We start from the raw sequence: 20,709 nt of genomic DNA, 5'->3' as shown, positions 1-20,709 counted from the left end.
CTATTTGATACTCCTATGAAATCAACCATTTACACCTTACTTCTGCTTTGTCCCGGCTTCACGTTTGCGCAGCAGATTGATACTGTGGCGATTGCCAAAATCCGGAAAGAGGGATTGGACAATTCGAAAGTCAAAGAAATCGCACATCATCTCACGGACATTTCAGGTCCGAGGCTGACCAATTCTCCCGGATTTCAGAGAGCGGCGGAATGGTCGGTTGGGGAGCTCAAAAAGTGGGGATTGAAAGATGCCAGGATAGAAGATTGGGGTGAATTTGGAAAAGGATGGCAGGTCGAAAAAAGCTACATCGCGATGAAAAAGCCTTATTACATGCCTTTGCTGGGCATTCCGAAGGCCTGGACTTCGGGAACTTCGGGGCCGATCACGGGCGAAGTAGCCATCGTGGAAATCCAGAATGAAGAAGATCTGAAAAAATATGCAGATGGAAAATTAACCGGGAAAATCGTTTTAACAAAAAGTTATGCAGACACCACGCCGAATTTCAAGGCGGATGCAACACGTTATACCACCGAGGATCTGGATAAAATGACCAATTCGGCGCCATTCGGTCAGTCGAGTTTTACGGCAGAGCAAATGGAGCGGATCCGTGCCCAGCGATCATTCAGGTCACGTGTCGACAGTACTCTAAAAGCACAGAAAGTGGCGCTGGAATTGTCTGGGCGTACCGGAAAACATGGTACGTTTTTCACGAGTAACGGTGCATCTTACAAAGGCGATGCGCCATTGGCAGGCCCTGCTTTTGAAATAGCCCCCGAACACGCGGGCCTTATTTCACGACTGATCGAAAGCGGCATTCCCGTAACATTGGAAGCAGAGTTAGCGACTACCTTTTATGATAAAAAACTCACAGCAGGCAATGTAATCGCCGAAATTCCGGGAACGGATCCGAAGTTGAAAGATGAAATTGTGATGTTAGGCGGACACCTGGATTCTTGGCACAGTGCTACCGGCGCTACGGATAATGCAGCGGGTTGCACGGTGATGCTCGAAGCCATACGAATTCTGCAGAGCGCGGGCCTAAAACCCCGAAGAACGATCCGGATTGCACTTTGGTCCGGCGAGGAGCAAGGGCTTCATGGATCATTTAATTATGTAAAAAAGACTTTTGCCGATCGTGAAACCATGAAATTGTTGCCTGCGCATGAAAAATTGTCGGCTTACTACAACATAGATAATGGGACCGGACGGATTCGCGGGATTTATTTGCAGGGAAACGAAGGTCCACGCCCAATTTTCGAAAAATGGCTGAGTGCGTTTTCTGATATCATCGACCATCCAACCGTCACTTCCAGAAATACGGGCGGCACAGACCATCAGAGCTTCGATATGGTCGGTTTGCCCGGTTTCCAGTTTATCCAGGATGGTATCGAGTACGGCACGCGCACGCACCATACCAATATGGATACTTACGAGCGATTGGTAATGGATGATTTGAAACAAATGGCGACGGTTGTAGCTGCATTTGTATATAATACAGCTCAAATGGACCAAAAAATCCCGAGAAAGGAACTGCCAAAAGCGCGCCCGATCGTGAGAGTGGGGCAGTAGGGATTAGAAAAATAACTCACTGATCGTCTCCGAAAATAGGGATGCCGACCCGATTGATATGATCCAGAAGGTCGGCATTATTAATTGTATCGATGTTATGAACATCGAATTTGTAAGGAAGCATGAGGTCATCATTGAGAACTCCGCCAACTTGATTGGTCACATCTGTACCATCGATTTTTAACGCAAGGTCGATGTCGCTCCCTGGTTTATAGTTGCCTTTTGCCCGGCTGCCAAAAAGAGTCGCTTTTTTGATTTGCGGAAAGCTTTTTAAAGCATCATGGATTGTTGTCATGTCGCTTTCCCTCAAACCAATTACCGCAGCATCAACCATTCGGCATTTGTTTTTTTAAATGGACGTAAACCTGTTTGATCGCACTGAAATAGCTTTGCTGAATGATCTTCACCGCTCGCTCCGCAACTTCCTCGTTATATGTATGTGACAATTCATTGCGTTTTTCCAGCATTTCTATCCAGGTATGCCCATCTTCTATGATTTGAGCTGCGAAAGCTTCTTTGATGGCTTCTCTCGGAAACCGAGCTTCTACTCCCTGTTCGTACAAATAATCCTTGATTGTTTTCCATCCAAGTTCGAATGTAAATTCAAAGGCTTGGACCAATCCGCCGATTTCTATTGGATTGTATTCATCCTTATTTACAGCAGTTTGTAAAAACAAAAAGGCTTTTTCGAAATTTTGAAACCTTTGTTGCCAGCGAATATCCATATATAATTTCTATTATGAACTCATGCAAGCTAATGCTGTGCATTTACTTCTGCAACTTATGCCTATATCCTAAATAATTATCTAACTGCTTGCTGCTCTCCCATTCCTGTCTTCGAAATGATGGATTTTCACAAAAACAAGATGGATCATTTTCATCGCATTGCCTCCACTTCGGCCACTTCTTTCGGCAAATGCTTGCCAAGGATGCGGTTTCCATCTTCGGTAATTACAATATCATCTTCAATACGGATACCCGTAAAATCGCGAAGCATTTCCAGTTTGTTGTAATTCACAAATTGCGAAAGTTTGTTCTCTGCTTTCCAGCGATCGATCAAGGTTGGGATCAGGTATAATCCTGGTTCTATTGTTACTACAAAACCTGGCTCTAATGCGCGACCCAATCTTAGCGATTTCCAGCCGAACGTGGTGCCTTTTTTCAAATCATCGGTATAACCCACATACTGCTCGCCCAGGTTTTCCATGTCGTGCACGTCCATTCCCATCATGTGACCGAGGCCGCATTGGAAGAATAACGTATGCACGTCGTTTGCAACTGCTTCGGCAGGATCGCCTGTTACGACGCCTAACGATTTTAGACCTTCCAGCAATTTAATTGCCGCGAGTGTATGGACATCTTTATATAAAATACCAGGTTTACAAGCCTCGATGGCCGATTTCTGTGCATTGAGCACGATCTCGTACATTTCTCTTTGCAATGTCGAGAATTTTTTGCCGGTTGGAATGGTACGAGTCAGGTCGCCGCAGTAGCGCATGGCTGTTTCGGCACCGGCGTCGCAGAGGCTCATTTGTCCGTCTCGCATGGCGAGGTCTCGTGCGTGGGTGTGCAGGATTTCTCCATTCACCGTCATGATCACCGGATAGGAAATGTCCCCACCCTGACTGATCGCAATGCTTTGCAGTTTCCCTGCCAGACCTTTTTCAGTCATTCCCGGCCGGGTAATGCGCATGAATTCCAAATGCATATCCACGGAGGTATTCACGGCTTTTTCGATCTCCGCGACTTCTTCCTCCGATTTGTAAGAACGCATGGAAACGATTGCTTTGATCAAGCCTACCGACGCTTTCTGCTCCGCTTCTGCCGGAGCTATTTGCAGCCATTCTTGCAATTGTAAATAATGCTCACCCCGGTAAGGTGGCAGGTAATGTATGGTTTGTTTTTTTGACAAAATATCTTTGAGATAACCATCAATCGCCGATAACGGCTGCACTTTCGTAACGCCAACTTTCGCAGCTTTGTCAACCAATGCTTCTTTCGGGCCCGTCCAGACAATATCATCGATCGTCAGCTCATTCCCAAAAATAATTTCCTGGTCGTTATCAATGTCAATAACGGCGTGAATCGAGGCGACGTCCAAACCAAAATAATACAGAAAAGTACTATCCTGGCGGAATGGATAAACATTATCGCGGTAGTTCATCCCCGATTCCTCGTTACCGAGCAGGAGGATGAGGCCGCTGCCGATTTTTCGTTTTAAGAGTTGTCTTCGCTGTATGTAGGTTTCTTTTGAAAACATGTCTGATTGTCTTTCGTTAAAGTGCTCAAATTAAGAGCTAAAAAATGACCCGCAAACATTCAATGCTTGCGGGCGGGATTATGTCTATAATGTATGGAAGGCTAGTCGAACTTTGGAAGGTTGCCTTTTCTTAATATAGCGTTTGCGCGATCAAGCTTTTCCTTGAAAAGAGGCTGATCCGCATACTTATCTATAAGAGTAGGATCCACTCTGAAACCCTTTGGAAGACTTTTGATTTTATTGATCTCTTTCGCTTTCATAGTAAACAAATTTACAATTTTCTTCTAACTAAAAATGCCTCGTAAGGAATACCTAGTGCAAATGGCTCCCAGTCTTCTTTGAAATAACCTTTGATTGTAAAATCCTTTTCAATCGCCTCCAAATTGTTGCTTATGCCCATTCTATAAAGTCTGGTTCGGACATTTGTACTTCCAGTGGCAAACACGATAGCCTCAGGATACTGGTCAGTAAATATGTAAAGGGTTGAGGCGACTGTCTGCAAAATCTTCTTCGCATCTCCATTGTTTGTCGCAATCAAATCGTCGATTGAGCGGGTGATGGGATCCAAGTCGCCAAAGCCCAAGTTGTAAAATCCCGGTAGTTCGGTCTCCACATAACGGATTATTTTCAGAACAGCGCCTTTTGGGCCTATACTTCTGAATTCAAATGTGCGGAAGTCTGGTGTAATGACTACTTCGTAAACGTTATCAAGCATTATAGATTGTATGATAGTGTGTGAGTAAAAGTTGAGGTAAAGCTAATAAATTTCACTTCACATTGGCAGTAGTGTTAACCCCTCAATTTCGGAATGTTTCAATTTCTTCTTTTGCATTCTTCTTCAAAGCCAGTAAGTTTACGGCGTCCAAATTCTGAGTAAGGTAGTGCGTGTCGTCAATCATTGTCGGCGCAGTTATGCCTATAAATTGCTACCAACACCGATAAACGGTGTCGTAACTACCGTAATGGTTTGAAAACCATTGCCTTACTCAGGTTGGACAACGGAAAGTGCGGCACCGTTCTTTGCTGCGCAAAACGTCCAATAAGAGAAAAAATGCAAACAGTACAAAACCCAATCGACCGCCAATCCGCTGCGGAAGCACTCGTTGCCAAATACGTCAATCGCGACGTCAACCTCATTGAAGTTGAGCGAATGTACCATGACATGGTTCTGCGCTATTTCCGCCCGGCTGACGGATGGAACCCGAGTTATGAACACCGGTTAGAGGTACTTTACACTGCCGAGATTATTAATGGGATACTGAGGGATCTTTGGGAGTTTGGGAAGCAGGAGTAGGGAATGTAGTCGTCGCTGGTTTTGAACTGGCGACGACTGTTCACAGAACATTAAACTGAGAAACGTTATCAAACTAAGCGACTAACTTAAAAATATTATCATTCTTATGCCTATCACTCCAAATAATAAAATCAGCATGCTTTGACCTGAGGGCTTCGAGAAATTCGGCTTTTACTGGTTTATCTTCGTCATTGATGAATGCAATCGCAGTCACATTCTTCTTACTTACCTTTTCTCTGATTGGCTTTATGTCGTCCCAGCTGAAAAGGAAGCTACTCAAAGTCTGCTTATTAATTGTGTTGAAGGATTTAATGACTATTTCACTGTTTTTACCAGCTATTTGGAAATCAAACATGAACTCCAATCCAGTAGAACCCTTGGAGATGAAATCAGGAGTGTAAATGATATTTTGTTCATCCAGATATATCCTCACATCATCTTTGAAAATAGAGGCGACGTTTGGTTTAGAAAGAACGTACAAATCATTCAACTCCATAATAGCAGATAGAAAGTTATGTTTCTTTTGCGCAAAATTCTGTTCAGTAGTTTCAGTAACTAGCTCATCATTATTTAATTGAATCCCATAGTTGAGCAAAATTCTTTCTGCGATATTCCTTCTTTCGCCAACTCTGTTAATAGAGGCTCCTACCAGTTCAAGATTGTGAAATGTATCCCCATTGTCTGATAGCAATATTTTTTTACCTTTTTTCTGGGCATACATTTCAATAGTGTCATTGAAAAGACCAATGAAAGGCGTCTGAATCGAAACCCATTCTGTTCGTTCATCAGGAATTACAACGGTTTTGCTTTTTAGCCAACCGTAATAATCATTTATAAGTGTGTTTGCCCAGGTCATAATAGTAAAGAATTTTGAATGCTAATTGGAGTTATGATATTGATTTCTTGTGAGAAAGCATGAATTGCAGCCGCAAAATTAGCGCCATCGTTAATTTCAAGAACAGGAAAGTGATATGCAGTTAACGGAATTGCCCACGCCAAATCCTTAAATCCTTCCACATAAACATGGATATGAGGCTCACTGACAAAGAAATAACCGACAAAAGGCTTAATCAATTCCGGAACAAGCTCTGTGATAGTTTCTGGATTCTTGTGACCACCTCTGTAATCCACTCTCATTAGCCCTTCTCTCAAATTATTCTCCTGGTGATGCAATGATATTTTGAATGCTATTTTCTTGTTAGATGTGATTTCAAATAAAAATTCAAATTCAGGCTCATCCGGATTAGTCAAAATGAAACGACTTTTCTCTTCTTGGAGATTGATGGTTGCAGCTCCACCTTCTATATTTTTTGGTAAGCCTAATAGCCTCTTCGCTAATTCATTTGAAAACATAATGGATCTCAATAAATAGATTAATAATCACTATTTCTAAATGTTGAGATGTAGTATTACGCAAGCCTTGAACAGCTCGCCGGCAATTTAGCAAGATAAATGTTATTGTCAGTTTTTCTCCAAAACAACCGTCATCAACCCTCTCCCCGGCACTTTCACACCATCCCTCCAATCTTTCCCCTTCCCAAACTTCATATTCACATCCTTCTCCCCAGTCGTAACATAGCTCTGAAAGTCATTCCTCACCTTAAAGCCAGTCAAATTCAGCTGCAAAACCCGCTCTTCCGAAGTGTAATTAATCGCCACGAGTACAAGTTGCTTTTCATTTGAATAGGCAGTTACCATCACATCCTGCGCGATTTGGACTGGGCTTAATTTGTCATTTCTAGCGATGTTGAGCCGGTGCATTCCCGGTCGGATAAATCGGCTGTAATGCCCTAGTGCCCAGAGATTTTTGGTGGCGGTTACGGTTCCATCTGTGTATTCTTTGTTGGCTGGGTTGAGGGCTATGACGTAGTAGCGGGTGTCGAAATCGGGGCTGCCGGGTTCCCAGCTGTTCCAGAGCTGCCATGCAGTGGCGTTGCCGTAGACGAGGTCGTCGTGGATGACTTTGGAGAGGAAAAGCGCACAGTCGATTGCGGGGATTTTGCCGGATTTACCTTCGCGGTAGCCGTCGGCGAGCATGGAGTATTCGGTTTGCCAGAAGTCTGCGCTGTATTTTCGGGTGGTATCTGCTACGTGTTTCCGGATCGCGATGCGGGCGCTGTCGCCTTTGTCGGTGAAGTAGCTGTGGCCGCCGATGAGGTTCGGGACGTGTTTGAGATTGCGGAGTTGTAATGGGCTGCCTTTTTGAAAGAGATGCTGCGTTTGTCTGGCCGCGCCGCCGGTTTTTCCGTACAAATAATCCAGCTGCCCGGCCTCGGTGATCAGGATTTTGGAGGTTGATCCGGTTTTCGTCAACGTGCTGTCCAATGCGCGCACGACTTTGGCGATATCCTCATTGCGCCACGGGCTTCCTTCCTGCGACCCTTTTTCATAAGGATGCGACCAGTCCCATTGCGGCTCATTGACAGGACTTATGTAGTTGAAATGCAGACCTTCTTTGTCAAAATGTTGCAGAACTGTCGCCAGGAATTGCGCATAATCTCCATATCTCTCTGGTTTCAAATTCGCCTGATAATCCTTCTCTGTTTTATAACCCAACCCATTTTTATTAAACTGAACCGGGGGCGTGTTGGAAAATGCTATCAGATTTTCAACGCCGTATTCTTTTGCTTTTTTGGTAAACCAGAGATAGCCGGATTGTTTTGTCCAATCGTAAGTCCCGTCGGGTTTCAGAAAGCATTCTACGCGTCTGCGGAAATCGACGATGCCGCTGCTATCGCCCTGCTCGGCAGTTCCTCCGCCGATGTTGAAACGCCAGGCGGATAAGCCGATGCCTTTTGGGTTTCCATTTGAATCTAATTCCTTGCTGAAAAGCCATTCTGCCAATTGCTCGCGGTTGGCAGTCGGCCAGTTCTTGCCAATACCTTCGGAAAACCAGGCTCCCGCTGCGCCAAAATTGTCAATTCGTTGCGCACGATCGTTTGCATTGATTTTGATGATCAATTCCTTCGACTTTTGAGCGAAAGCCAGATTTGCAATCGTGAAAACTATACAGAAAAGTAAAACACTTCGCATATCAAAAATTGAGTTTAAAACAATCCAGCGCCCATTATCGCCAGAATGATTACCACTGCCCAGCCTGCAATTTGCAATGCCAATGGATGTTTATAAGTACCAACCAGCATCGATTTACGGCTCGCCACCAATAAAATAGCCAACGCAACCGGCAAAACGAACCCATTTAATGTGCCAACAAATACGAGTACTTTCACTGGTCTGCCTACTAAAAGGAAAATGAGTGTAGAAACGGCGATAAAAGCAATGGTAATATAGGTGTGGTGTTTTTCGAGAAGCGGATGAAATGAACGTAAAAACGAAACGGACGTATATGCAGCACCGACCACGGAAGTAATGGCCGCGCTCCAAATCATTAGTCCGAATAATTGTTTTCCAAAAGTCCCGGCGGCATTTTCGAAAACGGATGCGGTAGGGTTGTCGGGATTGATGCTTACACCTGCCATCACGATTCCCAGAGTTGCCAAAAACAAAAGATAGCGGATCACAGCTGTGACCAAAATCCCAGTAGAAGCACTCCGATTGACTTTTGCCAAATTACTTTCTCCTTCAATCCCTGCATCCAAAAGCCTATGAGCCCCGGCAAATGAAATATATCCTCCCACTGTTCCGCCGACTAAAGTCAGGGCGGCAATTGAATTGAATTGCTGCGGGATGAAGGTGTGTTGGAGAGCCGCGCCTAATGGCGGGCTGGTTGTGATGGCGATGTACACTATTAATATGATCATGACGAAGCCCAGGATCTTGGCGAAACTGTCCATGGCTTTGCCAGCTTCTTTGAATGAGAAAATGGCGATCGCGATCGCTGCGCTCGTAACTGCTCCAACTTCTACGGAGACGCCCGTCATGGCTTCGATACCCAAACCGGCACCTGCTACGTTGCCGATGTTGAATGCGAGTCCGCCGAGTACAATCAGAAATGCGAGTAGGTAACCTAATCCGGGGAATAATGCATTGGCGAGATCCTGAGCATGTCTTCCGGAAACCGTGATGATTTGCCAGATGTTGAATTGGACGGCAAGATCAATGATAACTGACAGCAAAATGACGAAGCCGAAACTGGTTGTCAGTTGCTGGGTAAAAACGGTTGTCTGCGTCAGAAAGCCTGGTCCGACGGCGGAGGTAGCCATTAAAAATGCAGCTCCGAGGAGTGTTTTGGAGGTTTTGTTTGACATATATCTTTGCCACGAATGCACGAATGAAGCACTAATGCATTCGCGGCCGCCGCTGCGGTGTCGCATTCGTGCATCCGTGGCATTTAATTTGAAATACCATACCCCCCGCCGCCGGGAGTTTCAATGATCAGAATATCATCTTGCTGCACTTCCAAACTGCATATCCCGGCCAATGCCGTAACATGATCATTCGAAACCAGCATTTGTTCGCCGCATTCACCATCTTCACCGCCATTCAATCCATAAGGTGATTCTTTCCGATGCTGCCCAAGCAATGTAACTTGCAAAGGTTCAAGGAATTGAATCTTTCGAATGATCCCATCACCGCCGTTAAATTTACCTTGCCCACCCGAGTTTTTGCGAATGCCAAATTCCAGTAAACGCACCGGATACTTGCGTTCCAGCTGCTCAGGATCGGTGATCCGCGTGTTTGTCATGTGTTGATGTACCGCAGATCGGCCATTGAAACCATTACCTGCCCCCGTTCCGCCGCCAATAGTTTCGTAATAACCAAACTGCTTATTTCCGAACAGAAAATTATTCATCGTCCCCTGGCTGCATGCAGCGAGTCCGAAGGCTTTGAGCAACGTATCTACCAGACGCTGACTTACTTCTGTATTTCCGCCCACCACTGCCGGACATTCTAATGGATCGTCTGGAAAGTCAGGATGCAGGAAACTGTTTTCGGGAAGCAGGATTTCCACATTTTTCATCAAACCATCATTCAATGGAATTTCCTTATTTACCAGTAATCGCAAAACATATAATATAGCACTATAAAGAATTGAAATATTGGCATTCAGGTTATTAGGATGAACAGGTGAAGTTCCGGCAAAATCGAAAACCTGTTTTTGCGGAGTGATCGAAATTTTAACCTGAATTTTATGACCATCATCCAGAAATTCAGTAGCCTGAAACGTTTGATTGTGCAAAGGTATTAATGCATTTTGAAGCTGGATCACAGCACTTTGTTTCAACAAACCCATATACTTCCTGACCTCCGGAAGCCCATAGAGCCTTACTAATGTCAAAAGCTGCTGACTTCCTTTCCTCAATGCCGACAATGCCGCGATGATATCGGCTTCATTGGAAACAAATGATCGGGTGGGATAGGTACCATCGCAAAACAATTTCCGCATTGTATCCCATTGAAATTCACCAGATTTAACCAAATATTGAGGCACGATGACGACGCCTTCTTCGGCCAGACAAGTTGCATCGGGCGGCATGGAGCCGGGTGTTTTTCCTCCAACTTCTGCATGGTGCGCGCGATTGATTACGTAACCTACGCATTCATTCTCGGTAGTGAAAACACCCGCTAACAAAGTGATGTCGGGTAAATGCGAACCGCCGTATTTGGGGTGATTGGTAATGATTACGTCGCCTGGGCCAATCTCGATAGCGGCTCTCACAAGCCTGCCGCAAATTCCCATGCTTCCCAAATGCACCGGAATATGCTGCGCATTCACGAGCAACTCACCTTCCGCGTCGAGCAAAGCGCAGGAAAAATCTAATCGTTCTTTTACATTGACTGAAAATGCAGTCCGCTGCAACTGGACGCCCATTTCCTCCGCAATGGATTTGAAACGATTTGTGAAAAGCTGCAGCGCTACTTGCTCGCTATGCTGTTCGCTAGTCGGTTTTTGATTGCCGATTTTAAAAACAATAGCATCTTTGTTATCCTGAATTACAAGTTTCCAGTCTGTTGGAATGAAAGAAGTGGAGGTGTCATTCAGAAGTATCGCCGGACCATTGATCTGATGGCCGGGCGTCAATGAATCCCATTCAAATACTTCCGCATTATTACTCGAATTTTCAGCTAAAAGTGACTTGATTTTTCGAGCCGACGGGGCATTTTCGCCATCAGTTTTCACAGTTTCGAATTTAAGATCGGCGCCTTTTTCCTGGATTTTTAACTTAATGCTTTCCAACTCGACGGATAGGTTCGCTGGGTAGTAACCAAATTGTGCGCGATATGCATTTTCGAAGTCAGGCAGCGTCTCAGTTCTATGATATGGAACTTCAATGGCATTTTCCTGACCCGAAAAGCGGAGGTAGCAGTTGAAAAATGCAAGTTCGTAACTGTTGATATTTTGTTCTCTGAGCAATTTTTCAGCTTTTTCTGTTAGCTCATTTTTCCAGTTTTCAATATGATCTTGTGCCTCAATCCATGGAATCAAGGTTTGTTTGGAAATAATGATACTTACCAACGCTTCCCCAATGCCCGCCGCACTGAGCAAGCCCGCATCGTAAGGAATAATTACCGAGCTTATATTCAATAAATCCGCTAGCTGGCAACTGTGCAGGCCGCCTGCGCCTCCAAATGCGATTAATGCGAAATCAGCCGGATTAATGCCTTTTTCAACCGAAATCTTACGAATGGCGTCGGCCATTTTTTCATTCGCTATCCTTTCCAGACCTGTCAGCAATTCCGCTGAGGTCAGCAGATTTCCGGTTTTTTCAGAGATTATATCTTGTAATTCTTTGAGCCTGGTAACAGCCGCATTTGCATTCACAGGTATCCCGAATTTAGAAGAATCCAGTTTTCCCAGAAGCAAATTTACATCGGTTATAGTCAATGGGCCGCCTCCGCCATAGCACGCCGGGCCGGGAGAAGCGCCCGCGCTTTCGGGGCCAACCTGCAACGAAAATCCGTCAAACCAGCAAACCGATCCACCACCCGCAGCGACGGTTTCAATGGCCAGCGTTGGATTATGGAATTCGATACCGTCTATTTCAGTAATGTATTTCAGTTCCGGTTCACCATCGATCAATGCAGTATCTGTGCTCGTGCCGCCCATATCGAAGGTAATGGCTTTTTGAAATCCCAATCTTTTAGCGACGTTAGCAGCGGCGATCATGCCACCTGCCGGACCGCTCAACAGGCTGTCTTTCGCGCGAAAACCGTCCAGATCTGCCAGACTTCCCGTGCTGGTCATCACTTTCAAACTTCCTTCCGGCAGACTGTTTTTGATATTGGATAAATAAGTATCCAGAATTGGATCGAGATAAGCATTCACAACCGCCGTTTGTGTCCGTCGCAGATAATGTGAAAATGGAAAAAGCTCCGAAGATGCCGAAATGTACTTTACACCCGATTCCCGAAGTGTCTCGGCAATTTCAATCTCGTGCGCATTGTTTTTGTACGAATGCAATAGAGATATGGCAACTGACTCATAATCAGTAGCTAATTCTTCATCCGGAGAGCTCAGTCGGTGCAGGATATTTCCCTCAGCGTCAAGTCTTTCATCCATTTCCAGGACTTCCGTGTAAAGCAATTTAGGCTCGGGAATATTCAACTGAAACAGTGACGGGCGCTGCTGATTTCCAATGTATAGGAGGTCTTTAAAACCTTTTGTGACGAGTAAAAGCGTTTTCGCACCTTTTCTTTCGAGCAATGCATTCGTACCCTTCGTAGTTCCGAGCCGCATTTCAATGGACGGTAATGGTTGGTTTAAAGGCGTATTGGTAAGCAACCGAGCGGCAAGTATCGGAGCTTCTTCGCCGGTTGTTATTTCAAAATCCGCATTGTCATTGATAGGAATGTCGCTGCTTAATGTCAGCGTTTTGTCGGAATGGTTAAACGCTACAATTGTGCTGGTGGATTGACTTTCGAGTAATCTGAAATGGTAACTAACTAAAAGCGAATCGTCAAAAGTCCATTTAGACTCAAATTCAAAGGTATTCGGCGCCAGCTGCCGGAGAATCCTTCCCCTCAAACAGCTCGAACTCAAAACTTTAATCCTGGTTTTATTCCCATGTGGATCAATCGCTAGGCAATCGGTAAATGTCCCGCCGGTATCGATCCAGATTTGCCAGTGTTTTGGGTGATTTTGCAAAGTTGTGAGAGAAATATTTATGCTTTACAAGTTAAGTGCAAATTGATCGAAACAAGTAAGAAAAGGCTATTTTATCAGTGATTTAGATGAACTTCGTCGAACGAGATAACCAGTTCCTTTTTGTCATTCACGAATGAAGAATGTATATTTAGAAACGAGATATGAAAAATTAGGATATGGAAGTGAAGGAAAGGATTGTTCGCAAAATCAACCAAATTCAGGATGAAGCTATTCTATCAGAATTGGAGATGATCATTTCCAACCTTCAAGATAATCTGTACCCATTGAGCGCCAAAATGATTGAGTCCATAGAAAAATCGGAGGATGATATCAGGAAAGGCAATGTAATTCCTCACGAACAAGTAATGCATGAAATGTCAGAATGGATAAACGGACGATAGTTTGGACCACCAGGGCCTCAAATGAAATACGTTCCATTCTTGAATTTTACACAGAAAGAAATCAAAGCACGGTTTATTCCCGGTGGCTTCTCAATGAAGTTAACTATCGGATTAAGCTCATCGTGCTGTTTCCTCGAATCGGTCGTCAGACAGAACAAAAAGGAGCATATTTATTCCCATTTCATCATTATGGGATCATATATCGATTTACTCGTAAACAACTTTTTATTTTGTCGATCTGGGATTTTAGGCAAAATCCAAATGATCGAATCGATTCAAAATGAAAGTCACCCCAACCTTTCAATAAACCCTTTCTGGTATTCCCTAGGCGACATGCCTGTCGTTTTCTTAAAAACCCGGTTAAAATTCGTCACATTATCAAACCCGGTTTGGTAGCTAACCTCTGAAAAGCCATTGAACTGATCTGAAAGGATAATCTTGCAGGCTTCATTGATTCTTACTTCGTTCAGAAATGCGACAAAGGTTTTGTCGGTGTGTTTTTTGAAATAACGACAGAAAGCCTGCGGCGTTAGGCTTGCAATCCCGGAGATGTCTGCCAGAGAAATGTGCTGTTTATAGTGACTCATAAGGTATTGGAAAATGCGGTCCATCCGGATACCTTCTACTTCAGAAATCCTGTGCTCGCTGTTGTTAGTAGCCAAAGGTTTCAGATCCCGTGTCGAAAAATGGTGTAGTAATGAGATAAACGATGCGACCCGTAGACTATCTCTGTGCTGCATAATTTCGGTGATCGTTTGTTTGATCATTTTATGATCCGGTTCGAAGATCTGAAAACCGTTATGCAGTCCACCTACAAACTTCCTGATCCCGGTCATTTCCGGCAGGCTGAGAATGTTTTGAGATAAATAAATGGGGTCGAAGAAAATGGAAACGGAATGGATCTGCCTCGGTTCTTCCTGATTGAAATAAGACTCGTCGCTTTTGAAAATGTGGGATTGGTTTGGCCCGATGATATACACATCCCCGGCCTCAAAACGCTGCATATAGTTCCCTGCAATGAGAATCCCCGAACCGTCCACGACCCATTCGATCTGTACCTCACGATGACGGTGAAGGTGATTGTAGTAATGCGGAAGAATGTTATCCTGCACCACAATCGTACTTTCTTTCGGGACCGGAATGGTGAATTGGACGACTTTCATTTACCCGTTTTAGATAAAAAGACCTGGTAAGTCTGCAAGACTTGCCAGGTCTCGTCGATTCAATTTCTTATTTACTTAAAACAGCCTGCTCCTTTACAACCGTCATCACACCTTTCATTAATCTCCAATGGCCCGGGAAAGTACATACGAACGGATAGTCACCAACTACATCAGGTACTACAAATTTCAAACGGAAAGTTTGTCCGGGATTAACCAGTGGCGTTGCGGCTAATACTTGAGGGATATTCGGAACGTAATTCCTTTCAGCCCCATCTTTGGCTGTGATCATTTTATCCGCAGCTGCACCAATGATTTCCAATGACTTAGGTTTTCCAATCACCACATTATGCTGCATCGCATCCGGATTTTCAAACACCAGCTCAACGGTTTTCCCGGCCATTACTTTGAACTCCGTCACGCTGAACTTCATTTCCTCCCGAATTGCCTTGATCTGAACTACTTGAACATTCGGATCAGCCACGACATTCTCTTTGATCCCGTAAGATTCCAGGAATGGAGTCAGCTTGCTGCTTAGGTCATCCGTAACCTGACCTTTCAATGAAGCCAGGAATTTGGTGTTTTCAGCACTTGGAGACTCTTTCCGTTTCGGGTTCCAGGCACCAAGCACTCCTTTCATTATCGCATTACGACCTTGCGGATCAAGCGTTTGAGCCGTTTTGATCAGGCCGACAACCTCGTCACCCGTTGCATAAGAGGTATATCCACGCGTGGCACGTTCCAATGCGAAGTCCGAGAGGCGATCGAGGCGCTTCACCTCGAATGTTTTGCTTAATGTATTGTTCTTGGTCTCGTCTTTTTCAGGGACAACATTGTCTACATCTACGGTGGCAGTTACCGTTACTTTTCCAGCCTCATCGGATGTAAAACCAAATCCAGCACGCCACGGGCCATTATTTCCCTCGGTAAGCTTAATAGTTTCGCCGGGAGCAATGCCGTTGGTAAGCTGGCGGCTCACGTAATTGGTATTCAATGATCTGCTTCTGATTCCTACATTCACGACCGGAACAAGTTCTTTCGGAACTGCAACGCTTCCCTGGTTCGTTATTTCAACCACTACTCTGGCATATTCACGAACATAAGGTGTCGCAGGTTCAATTTTAATTCCCGTGATCGCGAGTTCTGCCGAGCCTTGGATCGGCGCAGTCTGACCAACGTGCGAATCGTGGTTCATCGCTGAGTGGTCTGGTTTCGACGTTTCGGCTTTTTGCGCGGTAGCAACCGAAGAAGCTTTTCCTGCGCGCTGGGCCAGGTATTTGGTACGTAATGCACCATCATGCGAATTCAGAATTGCAGCAAAAGCATCGGGCATCCACCGATCGTCGGCTTCTTTGTAAGTGTCCATTAATGTTAAAACCGCAGTTTCAATTTCCGCAGTCAATGGAATTTCGGAAAACGCGAGTAAAGAATTCAGTACTACCAAAGGTTCTTTGTCATGCAATGCATCCGCCGAAAGCAAGGTTTGCGCAGTAGCCGGCGTGCGGGGCAGAACCTGGACAGCCGTTTTGCGGACGTCGTCAGCAGGATGTTTCAAAGCTTCGGTAACAGCAGCTATAACCTGTGGATCGGACGTTGCATTCAGTCCGTGTAAAGTCCATAGTGCGTGTATAGCGGCAGTATTCAGTCCGATTTCATCAACCGATTTATCTTTAACCAAAGCAATGAGCTGAGGTACAACATCTTTATTTCCACGTTCCACAAGCAATCGTTGAGCATGTCTGCGCCAAAGCATATTGGTGTTTTTCAAGGTTGCAACCAGTTCCGCGGGACGATCTTTGCTTAATGTGATCGGCGTGTATTTTGGAGCGTTTTTCCAGGCAATGCGATACAAACGGCCGTGGGTAAAATCGCGCAAATCAGTTTCATATGCATTCCCTTTCCCGTTTTCCGATCCTTTTGGAGTTGGATTGTGCTGAATGATGAAGCTATACCAATCCGCCACCCAAACTGCCCCATCCGGGCCAACTTCTGCAAAAACCGGAGAAACCCATTCGTCGGCACCCGCCAACAAATTGAAACCCAATGCATCTTCGAAGTCAGTACCTTTTTGAACCATCACATTCTGATGCAGAACGTGGCCGGTTGGCTCGGAAACAAATGCGACTTTGTTCCAGTATTTTTTAGGATAAGCGCGGGCCGTATAAAAATTATGTCCCGCCGCAGCTGTAAAACCGCCAAATACGTCCACCTGACGAACTTTCGGCGTGATCGGCTGCATGTCTTTATGCGTATCCGTACTGCGGCTTCCGTTATCGACTTTGCTTTTCCCAAAATACCGGTTTGGAATGGCAGAATACCAGCCGTGCGAGTTATTTGCAGTCGATCCGAAAAGGTCACCAGACTCATTAAAGCCCAAACCCCAGGTATTATTAGAAGTTTTGGCAACCACTTCCATATCGGTACCATCCGGTTTGAAACGGAAAAGTGCCTGACCAAAATCCAGCGAATCGCTTTTACCAACTCTTCCTTTAAAACCTGAGTAACCCACTGAACCGTAGATCCAGTTATCAAAACCATAATGGAGATTGGAAGGTCCGGCGTGTGTATCACCCGTGCCAAACCCTGAGAAGAGAACTTTCTTCACGTCCGCCTTATCATCCCCATTGGTATCCTGTAAAAACAACATATGCGGTGCCTGCGACACGATGATCCCTCCATTTGCAAATACAAGACCGGTTGGAATGCTCAGGTCGTCGGAAAATTTGATGAATTTATCGGCTTTACCGTCTTTATTGGTATCCTCACAAATCAGAATGTAATCGCTGCCGCCCGTGTCTTTTCTTTCGTTGGGATAATCTTTTGTGATTAATACAAATAACCTTCCGCGCTCGTCCCAGGTCATTGCGATCGGGTGCATGACGTCAGGTTCGTGTGCGAAAACATCGAGAGTAAAATCCACCGGGATCTGAATGTGTTTGATAGATTCTTCCGGAGAAAGTGGCAATTGTTGCATTTGCGGGCCGGGACGTTGCTCGTAGTTCGGAAGTTTGGCTTCGCGGTATTCAAATGGCTTGGGAGCCAATGCAGCAAGAGAGGCTTTCGCGTCATCATTTACTGCCCAAAGTATTCCTTTTTCTAATAAATCCTGAAAACCTTGAACCGCCCAGGTACGTTCGTCATGACCATAAGCTGTGTAAAAAACACGTCCTTTTCCATGCGTTCTCACCCATGTATAAGGTTCTTTCTGAACGCCAGGTTTGTCTTTTTCCTGGTCTTTCTGGATGGTACGCTCCGTCAAAACGATGTTATCCGGCTGCAATAAAGTGTGCAGATACGTTTCGTCGATGGTCTTAAATGGCTTTACACCGGCGATGGCAGGATGGTCGGGTTTTGTCCAGACAGGCTGAATGGTGTCAAACGTATGTCGCCAGAACTGTCCACCCATCAATTTCACCACGTCGGGATTATTGCGGAAACAATATGACGCGCAATGCACGGGAATAAAACCCTTTCCGCTCGCCACGTAATCCAGCAAGGCTTTTGCTTGCGGCTGCGCGATCGAATCCCAGTTTGCATACAACATCAATGCGTCGTACTTGTTGAGGGTTTCGGCATTGAGGTCGTTCAGATCGTCGGTATAAGTAAAATTGAAACCTTTCGGACCTAATGCGGCCATTAATTGCGGCAGTCGCTCGGCAGGTTTGTGATGCCCGTTATCCCCCATAAAGAGAATTTCCAGACGGCGCCCTTTCGTTGCTTCCTTCGCAGAAGTACTTTTCAAAGCAGCGTTTTGTGACGATTGCTGAGAAGCACATCCGAGCAGGACAATACTAAGGATAAAGGATAACGCTTTGGTTTTCATTGAGTTGGTTGTCTTTTGTTGTTGCTTTGTTGTCTGGGGCATTCTGCTTGTTTCCCTTCGACTGCGCTCAGGGTGACAAAAGAAGTTGTCACCCTGAGCGCAGTCGAAGGGCGCTACCCGCTCGGCGCTACGCTGTTTTATCAAACATTCTTAAAATCCGGCAACTGAATTATCGCCCCGCCCTGCAACGCCGATTCATGCGCTAATATCCCTACGCTTGTCCAATTCGCGGATTGCCATGCGTTCGGGAATGGATCGCGGTCTTCGATCAATGCGGTAATAAATTCGTGCGCTAAATGCGGATGAGAACCTCCGTGGCCGCCGCCTTGTACGAACGATAAATGCGCATTGTCATCCAGGTTATAAACGCCGTGACCTGTAAATCCGCGGATTTCTTCCGGCAAATAATGGGCATAATCCGGTGTCTTTACTTTTTCAGGAATTTCGTGCTCTGGTTTTTTGGCAGTATGGATCACCGGATCTTCACCTTCGATCAACGGCCATTCGAACGACTTTTTGCTTCCGTAAACTTCAAAACTCTCGCGATACTGACGCGCTACATCAAACAATGAACGGTAAACATAAGCCGACAAGTCGCTGTCTTTGAACTTAATATGCGCCGATTCAACTGCAAATGGCGAGTTATGGATTTTGGCAAGATCTTCGCTGATCGTGCCCGAGCCAAAGCAGGAAACGTACTCAGCTTCAAGCTTTAATAAACCGGCAACCGGTCCAACGCAATGGGTGGCATAATGCATTGGCGGCAAACCGGGCCAGTAATCGGGCCAGCCCTCCATATCCTGCTGGTGGCTTGCTTTCAAAAACTGCACTTTCCCCAACTCACCTTTTTCATATAACTCTTTCACAAACAGAAATTCCCGCGCATACACCACGGTTTCCATCATCATATATTTCTTGCCCGATTCTTTGGTCGCTTTCACAATCTCGATGCAATCTTCCACGCTCGTCGCCATGGGTACCGTACAAGCCACGTGTTTTCCGGCGCGCAATGCTTTCAATGTCTGCTCTGCGTGGTTCGGGATCGGGGAATTGATGTGTACCGCGTCGACATTAGGATCATTTAAAAGGTCGTCATAACTTGTGTAGCGCACTTCAATGCCATATTGATCACCAATTTCATTCAGTTTTGATTCGGTACGCTGACAAATGGCGTACATATTCGCATTGGGATGTTGCTGGTAAATGGGAATAAATTCAGCTCCGAAGCCTAGACCTACAATCGCAACATTAATTTTTTGAGACATATTTAAAACGTTAATTATTTATTGGTCAATGGTTTATTGGAATGCGGTGAATGTCTTTTGAAGTTTAAGTTAAAAGAGATCACCCGCCATTTCTTACAAGGATTGAGAATACAATTTTAAAATAAAATAATGCTAAAAACTTTACGTCTTTTGATTACTACTGAACGTATTTTGACCATTATTTCATCTAAATAAAATATTTCAAGCAAAAATTGCTACAATAATGATCAGGCCAGCTACTCCCGAAGACGCTAATGCGGTCGCGCCGCTACTTATACTTGCATTGGGCCACATTGCGGGCATCTTCGCGCAATCCGAAAATCATGAAGATGCGATCCCATTTGTAAAATCGTTTTTCGAAGCTCCGGATAACCAATATAGTTATGCCAATACGCTGGTTTTCGAAGATGAAACGGGCGTGATCGGATCTGCCACGAGCTATGACGGAGCCCTTTTGCACAAGCTCAGACAGCCGGTACTGGATAAATTGAGAGAAGTAATGCCGGATTTTAACCCGGACGACGAAACCGATGCCGGTGAATATTACCTCGATTGTGTTTGTGTTGATCCGAATCAGCAGGAAAAAGGAATTGGGAAAAAACTGATCCTTGCATTTTGTGAAAGAGCCGCCGACCTCGGTTTTTCACGTGCCGGGCTAATCGTCGATAAAGTGAATCCGGAAGCCAAAAAACTATATGAGAAACTGGGTTTTGAGGTTGGTGGCGAAAAGGATTTTATGGGACATCGCTATTTTCACATGATTCGGCAGGTTTAGTTTTACGGGTTCAATATTCGATTCGGTAATTCAGATTATGTAGTTTGTGAAGGTCAACCTAGTTAAAAGGAAGTGTGGGAATTTGCATAAATTGCTTCTTTAAAAATTTTAAGAA

18 protein-coding genes are annotated in these 20,709 nt (G+C 45.0%); 5 read left to right on the top strand and 13 right to left on the bottom strand.

Going from position 1 to position 20,709, the window contains the following annotated elements; all coding sequences use genetic code 11:
* The first annotated feature begins 15 nt into the window (after window positions 1–15).
* Window positions 16–1,569: a M20/M25/M40 family metallo-hydrolase gene (locus LZG72_RS05290; protein WP_233868435.1), complete on the top strand. Its 1,554-nt coding sequence runs from the start codon at window positions 16–18 to the stop codon at window positions 1,567–1,569.
* Window positions 1,570–1,585: 16 nt separating this feature from the next.
* Here LZG72_RS05290 and LZG72_RS05285 read toward each other — a convergent pair whose 3' ends face one another.
* The 5 genes from LZG72_RS05285 to LZG72_RS05265 form a co-directional block, all read right to left on the bottom strand.
* Window positions 1,586–1,903, bottom strand: coding sequence for a nucleotidyltransferase family protein (locus LZG72_RS05285; protein WP_233868433.1), 318 nt, complete (start codon window positions 1,901–1,903; stop codon window positions 1,586–1,588).
* Window positions 1,896–2,294, bottom strand: a complete 399-nt coding sequence (locus LZG72_RS05280; RefSeq protein WP_233868431.1) for a nucleotidyltransferase substrate binding protein — start codon at window positions 2,292–2,294, stop codon at window positions 1,896–1,898. The genes LZG72_RS05285 and LZG72_RS05280 overlap by 8 nt, the downstream gene beginning before the upstream one ends.
* Before the next feature lie 152 nt (window positions 2,295–2,446).
* Window positions 2,447–3,829: an aminopeptidase P family protein gene (locus tag LZG72_RS05275; RefSeq protein WP_233868429.1), complete on the bottom strand. Its 1,383-nt coding sequence runs from the start codon at window positions 3,827–3,829 to the stop codon at window positions 2,447–2,449.
* A 101-nt stretch (window positions 3,830–3,930) separates the two neighbouring features.
* Window positions 3,931–4,089: a hypothetical protein gene (locus LZG72_RS05270; RefSeq protein WP_233868427.1), complete on the bottom strand. Its 159-nt coding sequence runs from the start codon at window positions 4,087–4,089 to the stop codon at window positions 3,931–3,933.
* 11 nt (window positions 4,090–4,100) lie between these two features.
* Window positions 4,101–4,544 carry a DUF6934 family protein gene (locus LZG72_RS05265; RefSeq protein WP_233868425.1) on the bottom strand — a complete coding sequence of 148 codons (444 nt, stop codon included), beginning with the start codon at window positions 4,542–4,544 and terminating at the stop codon, window positions 4,101–4,103.
* 336 nt (window positions 4,545–4,880) lie between these two features.
* Here LZG72_RS05265 and LZG72_RS05260 point away from each other — a divergent pair, with 336 nt between their 5' ends.
* A complete protein-coding gene (locus tag LZG72_RS05260) occupies window positions 4,881–5,123 on the top strand; it encodes a hypothetical protein (protein ID WP_233868422.1) in 243 nt (80 codons plus the stop codon).
* A gap of 73 nt (window positions 5,124–5,196) precedes the next feature.
* On the opposite strand, the gene LZG72_RS05255 is transcribed toward LZG72_RS05260, so the two are convergent.
* The 5 genes from LZG72_RS05255 to LZG72_RS05235 form a co-directional block, all read right to left on the bottom strand.
* A complete protein-coding gene (locus LZG72_RS05255) occupies window positions 5,197–5,979 on the bottom strand; it encodes a DUF1828 domain-containing protein (protein WP_233868419.1) in 783 nt (260 codons plus the stop codon).
* On the bottom strand, window positions 5,976–6,476 hold the full coding sequence (locus LZG72_RS05250) for a DUF6978 family protein (protein ID WP_233868416.1): 501 nt from the start codon (window positions 6,474–6,476) through the stop codon (window positions 5,976–5,978). The genes LZG72_RS05255 and LZG72_RS05250 overlap by 4 nt, the downstream gene beginning before the upstream one ends.
* Window positions 6,477–6,584: 108 nt before the next feature.
* The gene (locus LZG72_RS05245) at window positions 6,585–8,156 is read right to left on the bottom strand and encodes a glycoside hydrolase (protein WP_233868413.1); all 1,572 of its coding nucleotides are present in this window, start codon (window positions 8,154–8,156) and stop codon (window positions 6,585–6,587) included.
* Between the two features lie 14 nt (window positions 8,157–8,170).
* Window positions 8,171–9,397, bottom strand: coding sequence for a divalent metal cation transporter (locus LZG72_RS05240; RefSeq protein WP_310590545.1), 1,227 nt, complete (start codon window positions 9,395–9,397; stop codon window positions 8,171–8,173).
* A gap of 17 nt (window positions 9,398–9,414) precedes the next feature.
* Window positions 9,415–13,170 carry a hydantoinase B/oxoprolinase family protein gene (locus tag LZG72_RS05235; RefSeq protein WP_233868410.1) on the bottom strand — a complete coding sequence of 1,252 codons (3,756 nt, stop codon included), beginning with the start codon at window positions 13,168–13,170 and terminating at the stop codon, window positions 9,415–9,417.
* Between the two features lie 176 nt (window positions 13,171–13,346).
* On the opposite strand from LZG72_RS05235, the gene LZG72_RS05230 reads away from it, so the two are divergent.
* Together LZG72_RS05230 and LZG72_RS29405 are read left to right on the top strand one after the other, a co-directional pair.
* A complete protein-coding gene (locus LZG72_RS05230; RefSeq protein ID WP_233868407.1) occupies window positions 13,347–13,571 on the top strand; it encodes a hypothetical protein in 225 nt (74 codons plus the stop codon).
* Window positions 13,553–13,855, top strand: a complete 303-nt coding sequence (locus LZG72_RS29405) for a type II toxin-antitoxin system RelE/ParE family toxin (protein WP_409017659.1) — start codon at window positions 13,553–13,555, stop codon at window positions 13,853–13,855. Before LZG72_RS05230 ends, LZG72_RS29405 begins: the two co-directional genes overlap by 19 nt.
* 3 nt (window positions 13,856–13,858) lie before the next feature.
* Here LZG72_RS29405 and LZG72_RS05225 read toward each other — a convergent pair whose 3' ends face one another.
* From LZG72_RS05225 to LZG72_RS05215, 3 genes are all read right to left on the bottom strand, one after another.
* Entirely contained in the window at window positions 13,859–14,734 is an 876-nt protein-coding gene (locus LZG72_RS05225; protein WP_233868405.1) for an AraC family transcriptional regulator, read from the bottom strand.
* Window positions 14,735–14,801: 67 nt separating this feature from the next.
* The gene (locus LZG72_RS05220) at window positions 14,802–18,554 is read right to left on the bottom strand and encodes a PVC-type heme-binding CxxCH protein (protein ID WP_233868404.1); all 3,753 of its coding nucleotides are present in this window, start codon (window positions 18,552–18,554) and stop codon (window positions 14,802–14,804) included.
* Between the two features lie 140 nt (window positions 18,555–18,694).
* Window positions 18,695–19,819, bottom strand: coding sequence for a Gfo/Idh/MocA family protein (locus LZG72_RS05215; RefSeq protein ID WP_233868403.1), 1,125 nt, complete (start codon window positions 19,817–19,819; stop codon window positions 18,695–18,697).
* 223 nt (window positions 19,820–20,042) lie between these two features.
* Here LZG72_RS05215 and LZG72_RS05210 point away from each other — a divergent pair, with 223 nt between their 5' ends.
* Window positions 20,043–20,594, top strand: a complete 552-nt coding sequence (locus LZG72_RS05210; protein WP_233868402.1) for a GNAT family N-acetyltransferase — start codon at window positions 20,043–20,045, stop codon at window positions 20,592–20,594.
* Window positions 20,595–20,709: the final 115 nt, after the last annotated feature.

Origin of the sequence: Dyadobacter sp. CY323 (assembly GCF_021390245.1) — a bacterium.
Taxonomy (GTDB): domain Bacteria; phylum Bacteroidota; class Bacteroidia; order Cytophagales; family Spirosomataceae; genus Dyadobacter.
This window is presented reverse-complemented; position numbering and strand designations above follow the sequence as displayed.